This window comes from Mesorhizobium sp. P2_D1, from assembly GCF_056404455.1.
Window position 1 is genome coordinate 133,582 of sequence record NZ_JBFUDZ010000002.1, and the last position, 23,366, is coordinate 156,947.

Consider the following 23,366-nt stretch of genomic DNA (forward strand, 5'->3'; position numbering starts at 1 on the left):
CACGGCTGCAATCATTTCATCGATACAGAGCTGTGCCGGGGCTGACGGTTATTCCGCGGCCGCACCGGCCACGTTCTTGCGAGCGGCGTCGACCATCAGCCGCCTTGCCCGGAACACGCCCCATTGCTGGTCGACCAGCACGCCGATGAGGATGACGCCACCCATCACCGCGAAATTGAGCGAGGACGGGATGCCGAGCAGGTTGACGAGGTTCTGCAGTTCCTGCAGCAGCACCGTGCCGAGGATGACGCCGATCAACGAGCCCTCGCCGCCGCGCAGCGAGAAGCCGCCGAGCACGGCCGCGGCAATGGCATAAAGCTCGTAGAACTGGCCATGGCTGGCCGGCGAGATCGAGCGCGTGTACATGGCGAAATAGATCGCCGACAGCGCCGTCAGTACACCGCAGATGACATAGGCGGCCATGACGACGCGGCCGGTGCGGATGCCGGAATATTTCGCCGCCTCCTCGTTCTTGCCGATGGCGTAGAGATAGCGGCCGAACACCGAGCGGTGCAGCACCACCCACATGACGATGGAGATGACGATCAGCGCGATGAAGCTGTTCGGCACGCCCCAGGAGCGGCCGGCCGTCAGGAATTCCAGGTCAGGAAAATTCTGGCCGAAGGCGAAGCCGGCGGTGCCGTCGGCGGTGTAGAAGCGGGCGACGCCGCGATAGATCAGCAGGCCGCACAGGGTGACGACGAAGGGCTGCAGCTTGAGCCGCGTGATCAGCCAGCCATGCACCAGGCCGATGATGGCGCCGAGCGCGATGATCAGCACGAAGGCCAGCGGCCAGTCCAGTTCGCGCACGGCGATGAAGTCGATGAACAGCGTTCCCAGCAACGCGACAACCGAGCCGACCGACAATTCGATGCCGCCGGTGATGATGACGAAGGCCTGGCCGATCGACAGGATGCCGAACAGGCCGATCAGGTTCGAGGTGTTGGCGAGATTGATCGGCAACAGGAAGCGCGGGTTGATGATCGCCACCACCGTTCCCACCACCAGGATCAGGATCAGCAGGCCGAGATCTTTCTTGCTCATCGTCTTCTCCCCAATGCCGCCGGAGCAGATCGCGCTTCCCGCGACCCCGCGGCAAAAAACTATTTCGGCTGCTTGCCCACCGCCAGCAGCAGCACGTTTTCCTGGCTGAACTGGTCCTTGTCGAGAATGCCCGAGATCTGGCCCTCATGCATGACGGCGATGCGGTCGGACACGCCGATCACCTCCTCCATGTCGCTGGAGATCATCAGCACGGCGACGCCGGCGTCGGCCAGCGCCCGCATCAGCCCGTAGATCTCCGCCTTGGCGCCGATATCGATGCCGCGCGTCGGCTCGTCGAGGATCATCACTTTCGGGTTCATGGCCAGCCATTTGCCGAGCACGACCTTTTGCTGGTTGCCGCCCGACAGCGTGCCAGTGCGTGTCTGCACCGACGGCGCCCTGATGCCGAGATTGCTCTTCTGCTTTTCGGCGGTGGCGGTCTCGGCACTTGCCGAAACCAGCGAGCGGCGCGCATGCGCCGGCAGATTGGGCAGCGAGATGTTCTGGGCGATCGACAGGTCGAGCAGGATGCCGGTCAGCTTGCGGTCCTCGGGCACCAGGAAGATGCCGTGGGCGACGGCATCCGCCGCCGAGCCCAGTGCAAGCGGCTTGCCGCCAAGCTCGAGCGCGCCGCCAAGGCTGCTGTCGATGCCGAAAAACACGCGCGCCAGTTCGGTGCGGCCGGAGCCGACAAGCCCGGCAAGGCCAAGGATTTCGCCGCGCCTGACATCGAGATCGACAGGCCGGCTCGGATAGGCAGGAGTGCGGATGGCCTTGGCGGCAAGCGCGACCGCGCCGGGAGCCCGCGCGGCCTCGGAGGCTTTTTCGCGCTCCTTCAGCATGCGGCCGATCATCAGCTTGACCATCTGGTCGTGGTTGATGGCGCTCTTCTGCAGTGTGCCGGCCAGCATGCCGTCGCGCAAAACGACGACGCGGTCGGCGACGCGCTCGACCTCATGCAGGCGGTGCGAAATGAAGATGACGCTGATGCCGTCGGCCTTCAAAGCCTTGATGACGTCGAGCAGTTTGTCGGTTTCGGCGAGCGGCAGGCTCGATGTCGGCTCGTCGAGGATGACCAGCCTTGCCTTGATCGACAGCGCCTTGGCGATCTCGACCATCTGCTGCTGGGCCAGCGACAGAGCGGCGACCGGCGTGTCGGCCGAAAAATTGGCACCGACGCGCTTCAGCAGCGGCGCCACCATGGTGCGCAGCCGGGCGCGGTCGACTAGCTTCAGTGCGCCGGCGCGCAACGGCTCGCGGCCAAAGAAGATGTTGGCCGCAACGTCGAGATTGTCGAACAGGTTGAGTTCCTGGTGGACGAAGGCGATGCCGGAACCGAGGCTGGCTTCGACCGAGAGCCCGTCATGGGCGATGCCGTCGACCGTGACGGTGCCGGTGTCGGGCCTGGTGACGCCACCGAGGATCTTCATCAAGGTCGATTTGCCGGCGCCATTTTCGCCGACGAGGCCGATGACCTCGCCCGGCCTGACCTCCATGGAGAAGCCGTCGAGCGCGACGACGCCTGGATAGGTCTTGCGCACGTTCTCGAGCGTGAGGAACGGGGTGGACGCCGTTATGGATGTTTCGGAATAATTCATCACGCCTGACAGCAGCCGGTGGGCCACAGACTGACCGGCCTTCGCCGGCCCGTCAATACGAATGCCGGCCCGGGGCGAACCCCGGACCGGCGCAATTGCTCTGTCTCAGTTTCCGGACATCGCTTTCAGATTGGCGGCATAGGCGTCGACGTCGTCCTTGCCGATGATCTTGGTCGGGATGATGATCAGGCCGCCCTCCGGGATGCCCGACTTGTCGCCCTTGAGATAGGAAGCCATCAGCTTCATGCCCTGATAGGCCCATTCGAAGGGCTGCTGCACGACGGTGGCGGCAACGGTGCCTTCCTTGACGCCGCCCAGCGTGATCGGATCGTCATCGAAGCCGACGACGGTGATCGAGCCGAGCTTGCCGGCGTCGCGCAGCGCTTCATAGATGCGCGGCGTGTTGTAGGAGTAGAAGCCGACCATGCAGGTGACGTCGGGGCTGGCGACCAGCGCGTCCTCGACGTTCTTCTTGGCGCGCGCCTGGTCGATGTCGTCGCCACGCACGTCGACGAGTTCGATCTTGGTGCCGGCGAGGCCGTCCTTCATGCCTTGGATACGCTCCTTGGCATTGTCGGCGCCGAGCAGGCCGACGAAGCCGAGGCACTTGCCACCATTGGGCATCGCCTTCTTGGCGATCTCGGCCGCCTGCTTGCCGGCATCGACGTTGGACGAGCCGATATAGGCGACACGCTTGGTTTGCGGGGCGTCACTGTCGGTGGTGAACAGCGCCGTTTGCGAGGCGATCTTGTTCAGTCCGTCGGTCGAGGTCTTGGGATCGACGGCCGAGACCATGATGCCCTTGACGCCAGCCGTAACCAGGTCATCCATCAGCCGCTGCTGGATGGCGACGGAGGACTGCTCGGGATATTTGAGCTCAAGATTGTAGTCCGGCAGTTCGCCTTGCGCCTTCTTGACGCCGGCTTCGGCGGCCTTCCAGAAATCGGAAGCGCCGTTGACGACGAAGGCCAGCGTCGGCTTGTCGTCGGCGCGTGCGATGGCCGTCGCCGTCAGGCCGATGAGCAGCGCCGCTGTGGCTACGGATGCATTTCGTATCAAGGATTTCATGTTCAACCTCCCGTTTGGCTCAGTCGTTCGACTGACCGATCTTAGTCACCTGAATTTGCCTTCTGCAGCTTGGACGCCCTCCTCCTCAAAGGGTCCCGGCGCCGAAACAACGGCGTCGCTCCAGCTGCGATCATGGACTTTAGAGACTCATCCTTCGTTCGTAAATAGTCCGATTTGTCAGACATATCACTTGTCGGAAACACAGCTTGCGGAGGTAGTATCCGCTCGCCATCGGGCTATTTTCACGCACTCCCACCGCTCCCGGACCGACCGGGCCGGATGCGATGGATTGACGGTACAGCGCATTCTTGTATTAGTAAACAGTATTAGTTTTTGAGCGGTATCCAGGGCAGTATTGCGGTTTCGCGGCGCACCTGCCGGCGAGCCGGCGCGTTGCCTGCGTCTGAGGCCAAGCCTTGTGGATTTTGAGTTCCGGACTGTGTGGCACTGCATGAGAGATGGACCTCCAGAGTGCTAATAGATATAAATGATCGCAGCGATTTCTATAAATCGATAATGTCACGCCATCTTGTCGGCCTCACCGGCTGCCGCTAGACAGGCCTAGGATTGGGGATGCCATGAGCGAGACGACGGATCCGGAAACCCTCGACACGGCGAAGCGGCGCAAGCCGCCGGCAAAGAGCGCCAGGGGTCGCGTCACCATGACCGACATCGCCAGGGCCGCCGGCTGCTCGCAGGCGACCGTTTCCTTCGTGCTCAACAATTCGCCCGGCATCAAGCTGTCGCAGCAGACGCGCGAACGGGTGATCGAGGCCGCGCGCTCCCTCGGCTATGCCGCGCCGGCATTCTCCGCCCTGCGGGCGCCCGTGGCCTCGTTCGAAGGGCTTGACGGCGTGATCGGCTTTGCCGTCGACCAGCTTGCCACCAGCCCCGAAGCCGTCGTCGCCATCGAAGGCGCGCGGCAGGCCTCGTGGAACGCCGGCAACGTGCTTCTGGTGGCGCAGACGCTGGGCGATTCCGTCATGGAGCCGCGCGCCATCGCCGCCTTGACCAAGCGGGGCATTTCGGCGCTGATCTACATGACCATCTTCACCCGCGAGATAACCGCACCCGACTATCTCTACGGCCTCGACATCCCGGTGATCCTGCTCAATTGCTACACGGCGGACTATGCCTTCCCCGCCGTGGTGCCGAGCGAGATCGCCGGCGGCCAAAGTTCCACCCGCCACCTGATCAGCCACGGCCACCGCCGCATCGCCACCATCACCGGCGAGCCGTGGATGCAGGCTGCACAAGATCGGCTGAAGGGCTATCGCCGCGCACTCGCCACCGCCGACATCCCGTTCGATCCCGAACTGGTGGTCGAGGGCGACTGGTCGGCCAGCGCCGGCTATGCCGCGACCGTCAAGCTTTTGGCGCTGAAGGACCGGCCGACCGCCATCTTCTGCCAGAACGACCGCACCGCGATCGGCTGCTACGAAGCGCTGAAGGAAGCCGGCCTGCACATTCCGCAGGACATTTCCGTCGTCGGCTACGACGACGAGGAAATCGCCCGGCATTTGTTCCCACCGCTGACGACCTCGATCCTGCCGCACATGGCAATGGGACAATGGGCGATCGAGCAACTCGAGGTGCCGGCGGCGCCTGGGCGAGGACGCTATCCGATCACCAAGCTGGAATGCCCGCTGGTGGAGCGGGAAAGCGTGCGGGCCGTGGCGGCCGTGTCCTAAAAAGCGCGCGCTTGAAGCAGCAATTCATGTCTTCCATTGCCTTCGCTGCCCGGTTGTCCGCGGCCACGCAAAAGTCCGCCCAGAAATAGTCAAATGCCGCGAATTGACCGCGAGCAAGTCCCGACCTAGCGTCCGCCGCGGTTGGGTTTGGGTTGCCTCAAGAATTTGGTGCTTGAAACGGATGCGCTGTCCCTGGCGCGGCATCCGGGCGGACAGCTGTGTCCTGTCGACGGGCTCCAGCAGGGCACAAGGGGCGGATGACGCTTGAGCAGCAGGTTTTTTCGGATGGCGGGGCGCGATCCCTCGCGCGCCCACGGTCCAGGACGCGGCGCGTTGGCGCATTCCTCTTGCCGACCAGGGTCGGTGGCTAAACCCAGAGGATCAATTTTTGCGGCGAACCCGGCCATCACCGCCAGGCGTCGGTGCGGGCGCTAACGAGGGACGACGATGACCACTTTCACGATTTCCGACCAGGCCACCCTCAATGCGGCGATCACCGCTATCGCGGGCCGCGCCGGGACAGACATCTTCAATTTCACGACCAGCTTCACGCTCAGCGGAAATATGACGCCGCTGTTCCTGACGGCCGGCGAAAACCTGACGATCAACGGCAATGGCCAGACGATCGACGGCGCCAACACCTATGGCGGCTTCGTCATCGAGCACGGCACTGTCGCGATCAACGACCTCGACATCGTCCATACCACCGCAAGAGGCGGTACTGGCGGCGTGTGGCAAGGCAATGGCAGCGGCGGCGGCGCCGGGCTGGGCGGCGGCCTGTTCGTCGGCGCCGGCGCCAATGTGACGATCAGCAATGTCGATTTCACCGGCGACCGGGCCATCGGCGGCAATGGCGGCGGCATCAGCAGCACTTTCGCCAACGGCGGCCTGTGGAATGGCTTCCTCAACGATGGCACCGGCTTCGGCATAGGCGGCATTGGCGGGACTGGCTCAGGCCCTGGCGGCAGTGGTGCAAGTGGTGGCTTCGGCGCCGGCGGCGGCGCGGCCACACCCTCTGCCGGCGCACCCAATGTGCCTGGAAATGGCGGCTGGGGCGCTGGCGGAGGCGGCGTCGGAAGCTTCAGCCATGCCGGATACGCCGGCGGCGGCGGCGGCCTGGGAGCAGGCGGTGCCATCTTCGTCGATACGCTTGGCACGCTGACCATCGCCGGAGGCACGATCTCCGGCGGTGCGGTGCAAGGAGGAGCGGCGGGCCCGAATCAGGGCATCGGGGTCCAGGGTGGCGGCGGCGGCGGATCGTCCGGCTCCGGCATCTTCCTGCACGGCGCGACCATAAACTTCACGACGGCGCTCGGGCAGACCTCGACCATCAACGACGTCATCCAGGACGGCGACGGCATCGGCGGCATCGTCATGAAAGGCGCTGGAACGCTGCAGCTGGGTGGCGCTAACGGCTTTGCCGGCGGCATCACCGTCTACAGCGGCACGCTTTCACTGGCCAACACAACCGCCGCCGGATCGGGCGCCATCAACTTCTTCGGCCATGGCGCGCTGCAGCTCGCTTCGGGTGTGAACATCGCCAACCAGCTCAAGAATTTCGGCACATCCGACACGATTTCACTGCTCGGCTTTGGTTCGGCGACCGGCGTCTCGTATGATTCGGGCACCCACATCCTGACGATCACACGCGCTTCCGGCGGCAGCGAGATCCTGCAACTCGATGTCACCCACAGCTATCTCGGCAATCGTTTCGTGACATCCACCGACGTCAACGGCAACACGACGATCGCGATCTCCAACCTTCTCGCTGACGGCGATTTCCAGCTCATCGATCTGTCGGACACCGGCCCCGGCGTGAGTATCGATCACACTGCCGGCAATACGGTGGCTGGCGTGCTGACGGGATGGACCGGGATCGGCTCATTCGGCGCTTTCGCGCCGACATCAGCCGTTTCGACCGGCTTTGCCGGCAGCAATATCGGTTTTTTGGGCAACGGTGGCAGCGTATCGCAAACGGTCAACGCGCCTGGAAACTTCGACAGCTACAGTGTCGCTTTCGACCTCGGGAGCCGGGCCGACACGGGCAACGGAACCACCGTGCGGGTGCAGGTCATCGCGGGCGGGATCCAGATCGCCTCGCAGGACTACGACACCTCATCGGCTGTGCAGGCCCATGGCAGCGTCGCGCACTACGTGCTGAACACAGCCGCGCTTGACGCGACCACGCGGGGCTTGGCCGTCAAGGTCCTCATCACCGAAATCGGCACTGGCCAGACGCTGTTCGACAACGTCGTGCTGACCGGCATCGACACCACAGCACCTGTCGTGACCAACCACCTCCAGACCGACACCGGCATTTCCAGCATCGACACTCTCACCAACGTCGCCACACTGACCGGGACGGGCGACGCCAACGCGATCGTGCATTTCACCGTCGACGGCACGCTCGTCGGCCAGACGGCGACCGCCAACGCCGCTGGCGTCTGGACATTCACGCCGACCGGCCTCTTGAATGGCCAGCACACCATCATCGCGAGCGAAACCGACGACGCCGGCAACACCGGAACCTCGTCGACGACCTTCACCCTCGACACCACTTTGCCGGCGGTGACCAACCATCTCCAGACCGATACCGGCATTTCCGGCGCCGACACCATCACCAATGTCGCGACATTGACGGGATCGGGTGACGCCAACGCGATCGTCCACTTCACCGTCGACGGCAACCCAATCGCCCAGACGGCGACCGCAAACGGCGCCGGCGTCTGGACATTCGCGCCGACTGGCCTGCTGGACGGCCAGCATACGATCGTGGCGACCCAGACAGACAACGCCGGCAATACTGGGACGGCGTCGCTGACCTTCACCCTCGACACCAGCGTGCCGCCGGTGACCAGTCATCTCCAGAGCGATACCGGCGTTTCGGGAAGCGACACCATCACCAATGTCGCGACGTTGACCGGATCGGGTGACCCCAACGCCATCGTGCACTTCACCGTCGACGGCAATGCCATCGCCGGGACGGCGACAGCCAACGGCGCCGGCGTCTGGGCCTTCACGCCGACCGGCCTGCTGGACGGCCAGCACACCATCGTGGCGAGCCAAACGGACGCCGCCGGCAACACCGCAACGTCGTCGCTGGACTTCACCCTCGACACCAGCGCGCCGACCCTGACGATCTCCAGCGACATCGACCAGATCCACGTCGGCGAATCGGCAACGATCACGTTCACCTTCAGCGAGGACCCCGGCTCGACCTTTGCGTGGGACGGCTCGACGGGCGATGTCACCGTCAGTGGCGGTACGCTCAGCGCGATCACCGGCACGGGCCTGACGCGGACAGCCATTTTCACGCCCAACGCGGTGCATGGCAGCATCGGCGTCGCCGGCGCGACCTATAGCGATGCCGCCGGCAATCCAGGTGGCGCAAGCAATGCGCTGGCGCTGACCGGCCTCGATCACAACATGATCAGCGGCACCGCGTTCGACGACAAAAACGGCAACGGCATCAATGACGACGGTGCCGTGTTGAGCGGAATTACCGTGCACCTTCTAGGCACGGACCATCTCGGCAACGCGGTCAACGTATCGACCACGACCGGTCTCGATGGAGGCTATTCCTTCACCGACATCGTCGATGGCGCCTATTCTGTCCAGTTCGACGCCGACGGTCATATTTTCTCACCGGCGAACCAAGGTGGTGTTGCCGCCCTCGACAGCGACGTCAATTCCCTGGGCATCGCGCCGACGATCGTCCTCGTTGAAAACGCCGACATCTCCAATGTGGACGCCGGCATGGCCGTGCCCGCCACGGTCGGCGATTTCGTTTTCAACGACACCAACCTCAACGGTCGCCAGGACGCCGGCGAGGTGGGAATTGCGGGCGTTTCCGTCTCACTTGTCGACACATCCGCGGCACATAACATCCTGGCAACCGCCACCACCGATGCGAACGGGCACTACAATTTCACCAATCTCCTGCCCGGTTCCTATCAGCTGCAGTTCACGGCGCCCTCGGGATATGTGCTGACGACGCAGGACTCGCCTGTCTCCAACGACGCGACCGACAGCGACGTGTCCGTGTCAACCGGCCTGACAGGTGCATTCAGCCTGATCGAAGGCCAGAACGACACCAGCCGCGATGCCGGCATGTATGCCTTGCCGACCTTTGCCGGTCTCGACGGCGACGCGGCGACTTTCACCGAGGACGGGCCGGCTGTCCATCTCGATACCGGCACCGCCGCTTCGCTGGCCGATGCCGACGGCACGGTCTTTTACACCTACGATTCAAACAATCTGGCGCAGCCCGGGCATCTCACAGTCTCGATCACCGGCGGCGGCACGGCGGCCGAGGACGTTCTTGGCTTCGACACGTCAGGCGATGTTTCGCTTTCCGACGGCCTCACCGCCGGCAGCGTCGTCACGGTCGGCGGGGTAACCGTCGGAACGATCGCGGCCGGTGGCGATGGCCAGAACGGGCATGACCTGACCGTCACTCTCGATCTTTCGCTGAACAACGCGAATTTCGAAACGCTGCTGCATGCGTTGACCTATTCCAACAGCAACGGCGCCGACCCATCGGCCGCCGACCGCACGGTCACCGTGAGCTTCGATGGCGACCTGCGCCCGCATACGGCAACGACGACGGTTCACGTCTCCGCCGTCAACGACGCGCCGGTAGCCGCGAACGACAGCTACAACGCCAGCGAGGACACGCAGCTGACGATTGCGGCGCCCGGCCTGCTGGCCAACGACAGCGATGCCGACCACGATCCGCTGACGGCGCTGCTGGTCAACGGCCCGTCGCACGGCGTGCTGACGCTGAATGCCGACGGATCGCTGAGCTACACGGCCGACGCCAACTACAACGGCGCCGACAGCTTCACCTATAAGGTCGGTGACGGAACGACGACCTCGGACGTCGCCACGGTCAGCATAAACGTGGCGGCGGTCGACGACCCCGGGCTTGCGGCTGTCGATTCCTTCTCGACCAACGAGGCGACGGCGATCGGCCCGGGCTTCAACGTCTTCGCCGACAATGGCGACGGCGTCGATGTCGACATCGACAATCCGCTTTCAGTCGCCGCCGTGAACGGCGTCGCCGGCAATGTCGGCACCGAGATCACGCTGGCCTCCGGCGCGCTGTTGACGCTGAATGCGGACGGCACCTTCGACTACGACCCGAATGGCGTCTTCAACGACCTGCCGGGTGCGTCGGGTGCGAGCAACACGACCGCAACCGACAGCTTCACCTATACGCTCGCCGGCGGCAGCATCGGCACGGTGACCATCACTGTCCATGGCCTCGATGGCGACGGCGACAATCTGATCGGCACGGCGGGAGCCGACACGCTGAATGGCGGCATCGGCGCCGATACCATGCATGGCCTTGCCGGCAACGACACCTACACCGTCGACAATGCCGGCGACCAGGTGTTCGAGGCGGCGGGCGAAGGCACCAATGACACCGTCCGGACCTCGGTCAGCTATGCACTTGCCGCGGGCCAGCAGATCGAGACGCTGGCAACGGACAATGTTGCCGCCACGACCGCCCTCACCCTGACCGGCAATGAGTTCGCGCAAACCATCATCGGCAATGCCGGCGCCAACATCATCGACGGCCTTGGCGGTGCCGACATCATGCAAGGCGGCCTCGGCAACGATACCTACATTGTCGACAATGCCGGCGACCAGGTGATCGAGGCGAACGGCCACGGCACCGACAGTGTCTTCAGCTCCGTCTCCTTCAATCTCTCCGGCCAGGAGATCGAGATCCTGACGCTGACCGGCACAGGGTCCATCAACGGCACCGGCAATCAACTTGCCAACACCATCACCGGCAACAGCGGCGACAACATCATCGATGGTCTTGGCGGCGCCGACACCATGCAAGGCGGCACCGGCAACGACAGCTACTATCTCGACAATGCCGGCGACCGTGTCATCGAGCTCAACGGCCAGGGCATCGACAGCGTCTTCAGCTCCGTCTCCTTCAACCTCTCAGGCCAGGAGCTGGAGAACCTGACGCTGCTCGGCGCCGCAAGCATCGACGGCACCGGCAATTCGGCCGGCAATGTTCTCACTGGCAATTCCGGCGCCAACACGCTCATCGGGCTCGGCGGCAACGACACGCTGGACGGCAAGGCCGGCGCCGACACCATGCAAGGCGGCGTCGGCAACGACATCTATCATGTCGACAATGCCGGCGACCATATCATCGAGGCCAACGGCCAGGGCACCGACAGCGTCTTCAGTTCCGTCTCCTTCAACCTCTCCGGCCAGGAACTGGAAAACCTGACGCTGCTTGGCGCTGCAAACCTCGACGGCACCGGCAATTCCACCGGCAATTTTCTCACTGGCAATGCCGGCGCCAACACGCTCTTCGGCCTGGGCGGCAACGACACGCTGGATGGCATGGCTGGCGCCGATACCATGCAGGGCGGCCTCGGCAACGACACCTACTTCGTCGACAATCTCGGTGACCATGTGATCGAGCTCAACGGCCAGGGCTTCGATACGGTCAACAGCGCCATTTCGTTCAACCTCTCCGGCCAGGAGCTGGAGAACCTGACGCTTCTCGGCACGGGCAACATCAACGGCACCGGCAATTCGACCATCAACGACATCACCGGCAACAGCGGCAACAACATCCTCGACGGCCTCGGCGGCGCCGACACGCTGCGGGGCGGCCTCGGCAACGACACCTATTTCGTCGACAATATTGGCGATCATATCTTCGAGCTGAACGGCCAGGGCATCGACAGCGTCTTCAGTTCCGTCTCCTTCAACCTCTCGGGCCAGGAGCTGGAAAACCTGACGCTGACCGGCGCGGGCAACCTCAACGGCACCGGCAACTCGACCGGCAACACGCTCACCGGCAATGCCGGCGCCAACACGCTCATCGGCCTTGGCGGCAACGACACGCTGGATGGCAAGGCCGGCGCCGACACGATGCAAGGCGGCACCGGCAACGACACCTACTTCGTCGACAATGCCGGCGACCGGGCGATCGAGCTCGACGGCCAGGGCACCGACACGGTCAACAGTTCCGTCAGCTTCAATCTCTCCGGCCAGGAACTGGAGAACCTCAACCTGCGCAGCGGGGCCTCCATTAACGGCACCGGCAACCACATCGACAACGTCATCACCGGCAATTCCGGCGACAACATCATCAACGGCCTCAGCGGCAACGACACGCTGACCGGCGCGCTGGGCCATGACAGTTTCCTCTTCACCACCGCACTCAGCTTCGTCGTCAATGTCGACACCATCACCGACTTCTCGGTGATCGACGACACCATTGTGCTCGATCACGCGATCTTTGCAGCCGTTGCCGGCAATGGCACGCTGAGCCCCGACCAGTTCACCGCCAACGCCTCCGGCACCGCGACCTCCGCCGACCAGCACATCATCTACGAGACCGACACCGGCTGGCTCTACTATGACAGCAACGGCGATGCCGCCGGCGGCTCGAAGCATTTCGCCACGGTGGCGGCGAACCTCGCGATGACGAATGCGGATTTTGTGGTGGTGTGAGGGGGCGAAGGCAGAGGTCACCATCTGAAGGGGGAAGGAAACTGGCCTGCCGCAGGGCATTCCGTGGTCGGCTGCGAGGACGACGTCGCAACCCTCTTCCCACCCCAAAGAAAACAAACCTGGAGCTCTATCCCTAGCCATTCTGAATTGGGCCAGAGAGGGTGCGCCTAATATGACCCAGCTACGAGATTTTGGTAAGTATCTGAAGGTTCTGGCGCACCCGACAGGATTCGAACCTGTGACCTCTGCCTTCGGAGGGCAGCGCTCTATCCAGCTGAGCTACGGGTGCTTCCCGGCGATCCGGAAAACGAACCAGCCGGTGAACCGGCAAGTCACGGCTTCTTAGCGGAAGCCGGGGCAGGCTTCAACGGGCAATTGGAGATTGGCCGTTTCATAGGTCGAGCCGGATAGGCTGATCAGGTGCGTGCTCCGCCCGGCCCTTCGCAGGCTCCCTGCCCTTCGGGCGTTCAGCCACTGGACCTTTCGATCTGCCCGAAGGCGGACCGGAGCTTCACCGTTCGTCGTTCGGAAAGCCGAGCAATTGGCTTTCCGTCCGCTGCCGCTCCTGCGACAGGATCGAGATGTCGCGCGTGGCCACGTCCGTGGGGACCGACTGAAGGGCGGCCCACATGCCGAACCTGGCGGTGCCGCCTTCACGGCGCATGCGCCAGTCGCCGACGGGCGGGCGAGGTTGGACCTCGCCCAGCCCCTCGACCATTCGGTCGAGTGCAGCTGCGATCTGACGATCCATCGAAAGGACCATGGCGGCTTCCTTTCCTGGGCTTGCTTAGCCCCCAACTACGCTGTGATGATCTTGCCGTCCCATTCCCCGCCGGCGGGGGATGAGGCGTGTTCATGGAACAGCTTCCACTCGCCGCCCCGCCGCTCGAAGCAGTCGGTCTGGCGCACCCAGGCGTGCTTGGTCTCGCCGTTCTTGAGCACGATCTTGGCCTTCTGGACCGTACAGACGATCCCGATGTCGCCGCTGATCTTCACATCCTCTTCGAGGATGTCGATGTCGCAGGATTTGAACCCGCTGAACACGCGGTCGAACATCTTCTTCGCCGGCTCAAGGCCCCTTGAAGCGTAGGCCGGAATGTCGAACCACAGCGCATCGTCCGCCCAGTGCCGCGTGCTTTGCTCAGCGGTCATGGACGTAGCCATTTCCTTCACGATGTCGGTGAGGGCCTTCTCGTCGGTGCTCTTGGTCATGGCGATCTCCTTTTCGAATGCGCCAGGGGCTTTCCTCCGGCGGATGAGAAGAGAACTATTCTTTCCTTGAACGAGGGGGTAGAAGGCCAATTGGAATACAATCAATTCCATTCTAGGAATGGATGGAGACGCAGATGGACCGTATGGGCGCCATCAGCCTGTTCGTCCGGGTGGTGGACGCCGGAAGCTTTTCCGCTGTGGCTCGCACCTTAAGCGTCGGGCAGCCGGCGGTGAGCAAGCAGATCGCGGCTCTCGAATCATACCTCGGCGCGCAGCTGCTGCAGCGGACGTCCCGCAGCCTGACCCTTACCGAGGCCGGCCGTGACTTCTACGAGGCCGGCGTGCGACTGCTAGGCGACCTCGAAGCTGCGGAGTCCCGTGTGGGACGCGGCGTCGTCGCGCCATCCGGCCTGGTACGAGCCAATGTGACACCCGTCTTCGGCCGGCTCTATATCGTGCCTCGGCTGAGCGCGTTTTTCGCCAGCTATCCCGGGGTATCCGTCGAACTGGTCGTCACCGATCACCTGGTCAACCTGGTCGAAGGGGGCGTCGATCTCGGTATCCACAATGGCGAACTATCGGATTCCAGCCTGATCGCCAGGAAGATCGCCCAGACGCCTATCGTCACCGTCGCCACCCCCTCCTACTTGGCGGAGCATGGCGAGCCGCGGATGCCCGACGATCTGGAACGACACGCTTGCGTGATCTATGCGCCCGATGGCGCGCCACGTGTCTGGGAGTTTTCGAGCCGCTTCAGTCCCATCGTCCACCACCCAAAGGGCGCCTTCCGCACCAACGACGCGGAACAGATCCGCGCGGCCGTCCTGGCTGGCTTGGGCCTGGCACACACACCGGGCTGGCTGTTCGCCGCGGAGATCGCCTCCGGAACGGTGCGGGAGGTGTTGAAGGATTACTCGCGCCCAAAGCTTGCGATCAGCGCGGTCAGGCCCAACGCAAGGTTCCTCGCTAGCAAGGTCAGGGTATTCATTGACTTTCTGGCTGAAATTTTCGCTGAAGAGCCCAGTCTGGCCCTCTAAAGGTTTTTCGAGAGAGATGGCGCACCCGACACGATTCGAACGTGTGGCCTCCACCTTCGGGCGTTCAGCCCCTTCGAAAGGTCCAGTGGACCTTTCGATCCGCCCGAAGGCGGACCGGAGCTTCACCGTTCGTCGTTCGGAAAGCCGAGCAATTGGCTTTCCGTCCGCTGCCGCTCCTCCCCGCCTCACCCCTTCACTGCCCGCGCCCTGCGTGGCGCGCGCTTGGGTTTCTTGGCGCCGGTCAGTTCGTGCATGGCGTCGAGCTGCATCTGCTGCATTTCGGCCAGGCGCGTCCATTGGCGCGAGATGAGGTAGTCGAGCTTTTCGTGCAGATGGCGCACTTCGAGCTCGGCCTTGAGGTTGACCCGGTATTCGTTGAAGGAGCGCAGGCGGTCCTTGGTCTCCTGCCGCTTCTGGCTCATCATGATGATCGGCGCCTGGATGGCGGCAATGCAGGAGAGCAGAAGGTTGAGCAGGATGAAGGGGTAGGGATCGAAGGCGCTGACCGTACCCTCGAGCAGGTTGAGGCCGATCCACACCAGAAGCACGGTGGCGAAGGAGATCAGGAACCACCAGCTGCCGCCGAAAGCGGCCATGTTGTCGGAGACACGGTCGGCAAATGTCCGGTGCTCCTCGAACTCCTCCTCGCTGTTTTCGGAAATGGTGTCTTGCCTGGCGATCGATTCGACCACCTGGCGGTCGAGCTCGGAGAATTCGCCATGCTCCTGCTGGAGCAGCTCCTCCATGTAGCGCATGCGGTAGCGGCCAAGCTCGGCGCGGCTGATGCGGGCGCCGGCCGGCAGGTCCGGATGGTCGGCATGAATGCGGTCGGCAAGGCTGGGGCGCAGCGTGTCGATGCGAACAAGATCGCGCTTGCGGAATTTGCGGCCCGAGATCGCCGATGGCTTTTTCTTCGCCTTGGCGTGTGATGCGCCTGGGGCCGATGGCTCCGAATCCGGCACTTCGGGCACCTCGGAGTGCTCGTCCGAACCATGCTCGGCCTCATGCTCGCCAATGGTCGGCGCCTCGAAATATTCGCCGCCGCCATCGTTCTGGTTTTCTGCCGACTGCTCCGGCGTTTTCGGGACGGTGCTCATGGTGCGGGCTCCTGATGGGGGTGCTCAGCTTGACGATACGCCTATGCCGCAACATCGCCAGTTTCGCGACGGATTTCGCATGCCGTACAAGTTCTTGTGATCGATCTGAAGGGGCAGCGGCTGGCATGGCCGAAGAATGCAGCGGCGGGATGGAAGCTCGTTCGGTAGCGATCCTTCACACCCCCCTCTGTCCTGCCGGACATCTCCCCCGCAAGGGGGGAGATTGGCAGTTTGCTCTGACGGCGCTTTTTCTTCGACGTTGGGTGTTGGCGAATGCAGTCGTGACATCCAATCTCCCCCCTTTGAGGGGGAGATGTCCGGCAGGACAGAGGGGGGTGCTGTCCCGCCGACATCACACCAACTTCTGCACCGCCGCAGCGCTCTGACGTCGCGGCATGGTTGGCGGCGGCAACAAAAAACCCGCCTCGCGGCGGGTTACTCGTCCAGTAGGTCAGTTGGCGCAAATCAGCACCATATCCCAACCTATAGCACAATTGCCCTCACCGGGCAATCCGTTGGCGGGCAGCCGGGCGCGAAAGTGGCTCGATGCTTGCTACCGCAGCTCGCCCTTCGCAGGCTCAGGGCGTTCGTCGTTCAAAAAGCCAAGCAATTGGCTTTTTGTCCGCTGCGCGGACCACTCCTCACTGCTGTTCGGCGAACATCAGCCTGGTCTTTGTGTCGGCCATCGCGGGCGACAGGCTGCGCTGGATCAGCGCCTCGACATGGTCGTTGCGCTGGCGGGCGCTGTCGGCGCCCATCACCACGACGATCAGCTGGCGGCCGTCGGCGTCGTAGGAGGTGACGATGTTGAAGCCGGAGGCCCTGATGTAGCCGGTCTTGATGCCGTTGACGCCGCGCACGCGGCCGAGCATGTCGTTGTGGCCGCGTACCAGCCTGCCGCGGAACATGAAATCGCTTTCGGAGAAATAGTGGAACTGCTGCGGGAAGCGGGAATGCAGCGCCATGCCGAGCACCGCCATGTCGCGCGCCGAGCTGTGCTGGTCGCCGTCGGGCAGGCCCGACGCGTTGCGGAACACGGTGCTCACCATGCCGAGCTGGCGCGCCTTGGCGGTCATCATGGCGGCGAACTGCTCCTCCGAGCCACCGAGATATTCGCCGACCGCCACCGCCACGTCATTGGCCGACTTGACGACAATGGCGCGGATCGCCGAATCGACGTCGATGGTCTCGCCGCGCCGGAAGCGCATCTTGATCGGCGGCTGCGAGGCGGCGTGGTCCGACACCGGGATCTGCGTCTCCTTGGTGACGCGGCCGGACTCCAACGCCTCGAACAGCAGGTACAGCGTCATCATCTTGGTCAGCGAGGCCGGATAGCGCTGCGCCGTCGAGTTGACCTCGAACAGCTGCTTGCCGGTCCTGGCGTCGACGACGATGGCGGCATATTTCTGCGGCGGCGCCGGCACCGCCAGCACGGCATCGGGCGGCGTCACGGTCGTGCAGCCGGCGAGCAGCAGCAACAGGGCAAGCGCCGCGAAAAGTCTCTGGACGAGCGTAAGGGAACGCGAGTTGAACAAGGGCAAGTCTATTCTGGTCATGCTGTTGCTGAGATGAGGCGAAGCTAACGTAACGCGCCAGCTGCGTCCAACTGGTTAATGGCGGTCTCAGGGCAATTCCCCTGGTTTTGAACGGCGCCAACCGATTCTAGCCCCATCTTCCGGATGTTTGCGCTGCCCTCACCCCTACCCTCCGTGAAGAACGGGGAGAGGGGGTCGCTGGCGCTGGAGCTTCTCCCTTCTCCCCGTTCTTCACGGGGAGAAGGTGCCGGCAGGCGGATGAGGGGCAGCGCCGACTTGGGACAGTGGTGGCGCCCCTATCGAGCAGCCGCCCCGAAATCGCCTGTTTCCTGTCTTCCCTTGCCAAAGCCGCGCTTCCTGTGGGAAGGGGCGTGGCATCTGTCGGCTTGGGGGGCTTGGGCATGACGAACATCGGGGCTGGCGGCGTTGCGCCGTCGCTAATCAAGGCATCACTCAGCCGCACCGGCAAATGGGCTGGCAGCATCGCCTTTGTCGGCGGTGCCGCTTCCGACATCCTCAATCCGCTGGCGCCGTTCGCCGCCTATATCGCGCTGGTCGCCTCGGTGGCGGCGGTCATCATCGCCATTGCCATCGTGCTGCGGCTGGTGCTGGCGGCCAAGGCACTGCCGGCCTTGATTTTCGCCACCAGCGCGGCCGCCGTCGCCGGCGGCGTCTACGGCCTGCAACAGCAGACCAATTCGCAGAACGGGGTGATCGCCAGCCTGGTGCCAGCCATCGCCGGGCTGCAGCAATCGATGGGCATCGTCTCGGAGAAGGTGGCCAAGATCGAGCAGACCGTCACGCAGACGCAAAAGACGGTCGAAGCGGTCAAGCAGTCGACCGACACGGTGGCGAAGAAGACCGACGAGATCGCCTCGGCCCAGCAGCAGCAGACGCAGCAGACCGCGCAGGTGCAGAAGACCGCCGAAGAGGTGAAGAAGCAGACCGAGACGCTGGCCGCCGGCCAGGCGCAGCAACAGGCCCAGACCGAGAAGCTGCAAGCGACGACGCAGCAGATCGCGGCCTCGATCGACACCATCGCCAAGGGCTTTGCCGCCCTTGCCGCGCAGGGCGGGGCGATCGCCGAGCCGAAGCGGCCGGACGAGTTCTATCACAACGCCCGCGTCTACGAATTGTCGGGCGACATGCTCAATGCGCGGCGCTCCTACCTCGCCTTCGCGGGCTTCGATGTCGATGCCATCGATCCCTACACGCGCTTTGCCACGCTGCTTCGGGTGCAGGACGGCAAGGCCGGCGCCCGCGAGGTGTTCGGCGCCCTTTCCGACAAGGGCAAGGCGCTATCGATCAAGCTCGTGCATATCCTGCAGTTCGACGACGCCCAGCGCCTCGACAAGCTCAACGCCTTCATCGCGTCCAATCCGGATTTCGCACCGGCGCATTTCCTGCTGGCGCAGGAGTTCTCGGAAGATCGCCTCGGCGCCCAGACGCTGGCCGACAAGCGCAACGAGGCCAAGGCGCTGACCAAATTCATTTCCTACGAAAAGGACGGCGGACTGCTCAAATATTTCGTCGACCAGACCCAGCTCGCCGACTGGCTGGACCGAAGCCGCAGCCGGCTGGCAGCGCTAGGCGACGTGCTCGATCCCTCCCGCTTCGTGCCGACGCTGACGCCGATGCGCTCGAACCAGGGCTGGTCAATGACCATCTCACTGCCCGAACCGGCGACCGCCATCTCCTGGCGCATGGGCGACAGCGGCCCGTTCACCGACACCGGCTTCCTGGCGCTCAACGACCAGACCACCGGCAAGCCGATGCCCAATCCGAGTTTCGAGCTGCCTAGCAGCACCGCGGCCGGCACCATCGCCGTCAAATATCTCGACATCAGGGGGCGCGAGACCGGCCCGTTCGATATCCGCTTCGACCCGGAGGCAGCACTCCAGCAAGGCGACAAGCAGATCCTCGACCAGTTCTGGACCTCGTGGATCGCCTTCGACTCGGGCGGCAATCACGGCCTGGTCTATTTCACCCAGATGCTGTCCTACCGCTGCGCCATCAAGGAGGTTCATTACAGCCTCAACGGCGCCGCGCTCGACAAGTCGTTCGAGATCCCGCCCTGCGACAAGAAGGACCCCTACGCCATCCCTTACGAGGCCAAGGGCTACATCAAGGTTGCCGACAGCGTGACGTCGATGTCGGTGCAGGTCACCTACACCGACGGCACCAAATCGCCGGTGCGGGAGTACAAGCGGCAGTAAGCCTTTCATGGCGATGGCTTCGGGTCGAGATTTGCCTTGCCCAGCGTTTGCGCCGCCCCTCACCTGCCTGCCGGCATCCTCTCCCCGTATAGGAACGGGGAGAGGGGCGCTGTCGTCAACGGTTTCGCCGATCACCAGCGTTGCAGAGAAAGCGCGGGCCTTGCGGCCAGTTCCCTTCTCCCCGTCAGTATACGGGGAGAAGGTGCCGGCACGCGGATGCGGGGCAGCGCCGACCCGACGGTTTCCATATGCCTGATGCAAAATGCCTTACGCGGTGCTTGCGCAAGCCGCGCCGAACGGGTTCTTGTTCCGCCCATCAGAATCGGTGAGAGCGCTATGACTATCAGCACGATCAAGGCAAAAGGCATTTCGGTCTCGCTCGACCTCACGGTCGGCCACATCGCCGAGATGATCGTCGACAGCGACGGGCGGCAGCTCAAGCCGCTGCATCGCGCGCCGTGGATCGACGAGCCGCGCGAGACGCTGCCCAAAGACCTGCCCGAGGGCACCGTGCGCCTGTCCGGCGACTTTCTCTGCGCGCCGTTTTCGCGCAGCGACGTCGAGGAGGCGCCGCTGCATGGCTGGCCGGCCAACAGCGCCTGGGATGTCACCGACAGCGCCGCGACCAACGATGGCTGGCGGGCCAGCTTCCGCTTGCGGCACAAGGTGATGGGCGCGACGGTCGACAAGATCCTGACGCTGCGCGACAACCATCCGTTCCTCTATCAGGAGCATGTGTTTTCCGGCGGCCATGGCGCGATCTCGGTCGCGCATCACCCGATGACGGCGATGACCGGCGGCGGCAGGCTGGCCTTTTCGCCAAAGCGGTTCGCCGCGACGCTGGACGATCCGCTGGAGCCGGATCCCGCACGCGGCCGCTTCATGCTGGCCTATCCGGCGCGGTCCGCAGATCTCAGCCATTTCCCGGCCGCCGGCGGCGGCACGCTCGACCTGACGCAGTACCGCATGGACGACCGTCGCGAGGATTTCGTCACGCTGGTCGAGGCCGACCATGGCGGCCCGGGCTGGACGGCGTTGGCGCGCCAGGCCGAAGGCGATCTGGTGCTGGTACTGAAGAACCCGGCCGAGCTGCCGATCACCATGCTGTGGCTCAGCAATGCCGGGCGCGACTACGCGCCATGGAGCGGCCGCCATCGCGGCGTGCTCGGCATCGAGGACGGCCGCGCTTCCGTCGGCCATGCCGCGTCGATCGGCGACAACTGGCTGAAGCGCGAAGGGGTGGCGACCGCCTTTGCGCTCGGCGAGGGCATCAGCGTTTCCTTTCGCCATGTCATCGGCGCCATGCCGCTCTCCGGCGGCGAGCCACCACAGGCGGTCACCACGGCGAACGGCCGCATGCTGCTGGCGGCCGGCGGCTCGACCCGGGAGGTTCCCTTCGACAACGATTTCCTGCGCATCGGCCAGCCTGTTCCAGGCTGAGTGCGCGGCATCAATGCGGATTTGAAATTTCCGCCGACTGCCGCCAAGATGTGGCCGAAATCATCATGCGGAACATGGTGGATTTGAAGCTCCTGCCAGAGAGAGGCTCCCATGTCCGAAATCGCCCATCTCGCCGCCACCATCTTCAAGCGCGCCGGCAAGATGCGACGCTTCGTCGTCGCCATTGCCGGTCCGCCGGGTGCCGGCAAGTCGACATTGTCGGCAAGCCTGCATGACCTGCTGCCGGAAGGTGCGGTGGAAGTCGTGCCGATGGATGGCTTCCACTATGACGACATCGTGCTCGAGCGGCGTGGCCTGCGCGCGCGCAAGGGGGCGCCGGAAACCTTTGACTTTGCCGGCTTCGAAACCTTGCTGAAACGCATCCGCGCCGGTGAACCCGACATCGCCATCCCGGTTTTCGACCGCACCATGGAACTGTCGCGCGCCGCCGCCTCGATCGTCGCCACCGAGACCAAGTTCATCCTGGTCGAGGGCAATTACCTCCTGCTCGACGAGGAGCCGTGGTCGCGGCTGGCGCCGCTGTTCGATTTCTCGATCTTCGTCGACGTGCCGCGCGACGAGCTCGAGCGCCGCCTGCTCGAGCGCTGGCACGGTCATGGCCGCTCCGACGCGGATGCCCGCGCCTGGATCGCCTCCAACGACATGCCCAACATCGACCGGGTGCTTGCCCGCCGCCGGACCGCCGACCTGGTGATCGGCGTTTCGGCGTGATTGTAAGGATTCTTCAAGGGGAACCTTAAGACTTTCAGGTCGTTATCTCCCTAGGCAATTCGGCCAGAAGAGGGATTCCATCCGATGGCACAAAAGGCAAGAAAACCCGCGCCCGCCAAGGGCAAGGCAACCCAATCGAAGGCAGGCGCCGGTCCGGCGATCGCCGAGCGTTCCAAGGACGCCAAGCCGTCTTTCGGCAAGGCGCCGCCGAAGAAAGTGGTGCCTGCCGCGGCCAAGACCGCGCCGAAGGCCGCAAAGCCGAAAAAGCCGGCAAGCGCCGACAACTCGGTGTCCGGCAGCGCTATGCGCACGGTCAAGGCGGCGGCCAATGTAGCGGCAGGCGCGGTTGTCATCGCGGCCAGAGGCACCGCATCGCTTGCGGCCTCGGTCATGGGCAAGGGCGGCTCGAAAGCCAAGGCGAAGGCAAAATAGCCGCGTTCTGTCGAGGGCCTGGCCGGCTCAGCCCTTCGCCGGGATGGTCAGGCCCTTTTGCACCGCAGGCCTGGCAAGGCCGCGTTCCAGCCATGTCCCGACATTAGCGAAATCATCGAAGCCGACGAGTTCGCGCGCTTCGTAGAAGCCGATCAGGTTGCGCACCCAGCCGAGCAGCGAGATGTCGGCGATGGTGAAGTCATTGTCCATGATCCACTTGCGGCCCTTCAGCCGGCCGTCGAGCACACCGATCAGCCGTCGCGATTCATCGCGATAGCGCTCCAGCGGGCGCTTGTCGGCGATTTCGCGGCCGGCGAATTTGTGGAAGAAGCCGACCTGGCCGAACATCGGCCCGACCGAGGCCATCTGGAAGAACACCCATTGGATCGTCTCGTAGCGCCGCGCCGCGTCCACCGGCATGAGCAGGCCGGTCTTTTCGGCGAGGTAGAGCAGGATGGCGCCGGATTCAAACAGGCCGATCGGCTTCCCGTCCGGACCGTTCGGATCGATGATCGCCGGTATCTTGCCGTTGGGGTTGAGCGACAGGAATTCCGGTGTCCAGCTCTCGTTCTTGCCGATGTTGACCAGATGCGGCTCGTAGGGCAGCCCGAGCTCTTCCAGAGCGATCGATATCTTCACCCCGTTGGGCGTCGTGGCCGAATAGAGCTGGATCTGGTCCGGATGCCTGGCTGGCCAGCGCGTTGCGATCGGAAAGGCGGACAGGTCGGCCATGGAAAACTCCTGAACGGGGATTGGCGCCGGGGCGG

General features: G+C 64.0%; 15 protein-coding genes and 1 tRNA gene. 7 read left to right on the top strand and 9 right to left on the bottom strand.

Annotation, left to right across the window (positions count from 1 at the left end):
* Positions 1-48: 48 nt before the first annotated feature.
* The 3 genes from AC1D0I_RS03200 to AC1D0I_RS03210 form a co-directional block, all read right to left on the bottom strand.
* Entirely contained in the window at positions 49-1,044 is a 996-nt protein-coding gene (locus AC1D0I_RS03200) for an ABC transporter permease (protein WP_095083296.1), read from the bottom strand.
* Between the two features lie 59 nt (positions 1,045-1,103).
* Positions 1,104-2,642 (bottom strand): sugar ABC transporter ATP-binding protein, encoded by a 1,539-nt coding sequence (locus AC1D0I_RS03205; protein WP_095084325.1) that lies wholly within the window; start codon positions 2,640-2,642, stop codon positions 1,104-1,106.
* 105 nt (positions 2,643-2,747) lie between these two features.
* Positions 2,748-3,710, bottom strand: a complete 963-nt coding sequence (locus AC1D0I_RS03210; RefSeq protein WP_095083299.1) for a sugar-binding protein — start codon at positions 3,708-3,710, stop codon at positions 2,748-2,750.
* Positions 3,711-4,288: 578 nt separating this feature from the next.
* Here AC1D0I_RS03210 and AC1D0I_RS03215 point away from each other — a divergent pair.
* Positions 4,289-5,401 (top strand): LacI family DNA-binding transcriptional regulator, encoded by a 1,113-nt coding sequence (locus AC1D0I_RS03215; RefSeq protein ID WP_167392031.1) that lies wholly within the window; start codon positions 4,289-4,291, stop codon positions 5,399-5,401.
* A 447-nt stretch (positions 5,402-5,848) separates the two neighbouring features.
* Positions 5,849-12,898, top strand: a complete 7,050-nt coding sequence (locus tag AC1D0I_RS03220; protein ID WP_477393014.1) for an Ig-like domain-containing protein — start codon at positions 5,849-5,851, stop codon at positions 12,896-12,898.
* Positions 12,899-13,110: 212 nt separating this feature from the next.
* On the opposite strand, the gene AC1D0I_RS03225 is transcribed toward AC1D0I_RS03220, so the two are convergent.
* From AC1D0I_RS03225 to AC1D0I_RS03235, 3 genes are all read right to left on the bottom strand, one after another.
* A tRNA-Arg gene (locus AC1D0I_RS03225) sits at positions 13,111-13,187 on the bottom strand.
* Positions 13,188-13,409: 222 nt separating this feature from the next.
* Positions 13,410-13,661 carry a hypothetical protein gene (locus AC1D0I_RS03230; RefSeq protein ID WP_477393016.1) on the bottom strand — a complete coding sequence of 84 codons (252 nt, stop codon included), beginning with the start codon at positions 13,659-13,661 and terminating at the stop codon, positions 13,410-13,412.
* Positions 13,662-13,696: 35 nt separating this feature from the next.
* On the bottom strand, positions 13,697-14,110 hold the full coding sequence (locus tag AC1D0I_RS03235) for a YybH family protein (RefSeq protein WP_477393018.1): 414 nt from the start codon (positions 14,108-14,110) through the stop codon (positions 13,697-13,699).
* 134 nt (positions 14,111-14,244) lie between these two features.
* Here AC1D0I_RS03235 and AC1D0I_RS03240 point away from each other — a divergent pair, with 134 nt between their 5' ends.
* Positions 14,245-15,147, top strand: a complete 903-nt coding sequence (locus AC1D0I_RS03240) for a LysR family transcriptional regulator (protein ID WP_477393020.1) — start codon at positions 14,245-14,247, stop codon at positions 15,145-15,147.
* A 185-nt stretch (positions 15,148-15,332) separates the two neighbouring features.
* Here the strand turns inward: AC1D0I_RS03240 and AC1D0I_RS03245 are convergent, their stop codons facing one another.
* Together AC1D0I_RS03245 and AC1D0I_RS03250 are read right to left on the bottom strand one after the other, a co-directional pair.
* A complete protein-coding gene (locus AC1D0I_RS03245; protein ID WP_477393022.1) occupies positions 15,333-16,244 on the bottom strand; it encodes a DUF1003 domain-containing protein in 912 nt (303 codons plus the stop codon).
* A 641-nt stretch (positions 16,245-16,885) separates the two neighbouring features.
* Positions 16,886-17,800, bottom strand: coding sequence for a D-alanyl-D-alanine carboxypeptidase family protein (locus AC1D0I_RS03250; RefSeq protein ID WP_477393024.1), 915 nt, complete (start codon positions 17,798-17,800; stop codon positions 16,886-16,888).
* Between the two features lie 380 nt (positions 17,801-18,180).
* Between AC1D0I_RS03250 and AC1D0I_RS03255 the strand changes: the two genes are divergently transcribed.
* From AC1D0I_RS03255 to AC1D0I_RS03270, 4 genes are all read left to right on the top strand, one after another.
* Positions 18,181-19,995: a methyl-accepting chemotaxis protein gene (locus AC1D0I_RS03255; protein ID WP_477393026.1), complete on the top strand. Its 1,815-nt coding sequence runs from the start codon at positions 18,181-18,183 to the stop codon at positions 19,993-19,995.
* Positions 19,996-20,331: 336 nt separating this feature from the next.
* The gene (locus AC1D0I_RS03260; RefSeq protein WP_477393028.1) at positions 20,332-21,435 is read left to right on the top strand and encodes a hypothetical protein; all 1,104 of its coding nucleotides are present in this window, start codon (positions 20,332-20,334) and stop codon (positions 21,433-21,435) included.
* A gap of 111 nt (positions 21,436-21,546) precedes the next feature.
* Positions 21,547-22,167, top strand: coding sequence for a nucleoside triphosphate hydrolase (locus AC1D0I_RS03265; protein WP_477393030.1), 621 nt, complete (start codon positions 21,547-21,549; stop codon positions 22,165-22,167).
* 84 nt (positions 22,168-22,251) lie between these two features.
* Entirely contained in the window at positions 22,252-22,599 is a 348-nt protein-coding gene (locus AC1D0I_RS03270) for a hypothetical protein (RefSeq protein ID WP_477393032.1), read from the top strand.
* Positions 22,600-22,626: 27 nt separating this feature from the next.
* Here AC1D0I_RS03270 and AC1D0I_RS03275 read toward each other — a convergent pair whose 3' ends face one another.
* A complete protein-coding gene (locus AC1D0I_RS03275) occupies positions 22,627-23,331 on the bottom strand; it encodes a glutathione S-transferase family protein (RefSeq protein WP_477302629.1) in 705 nt (234 codons plus the stop codon).
* Between the last annotated feature and the right edge of the window lie 35 nt (positions 23,332-23,366).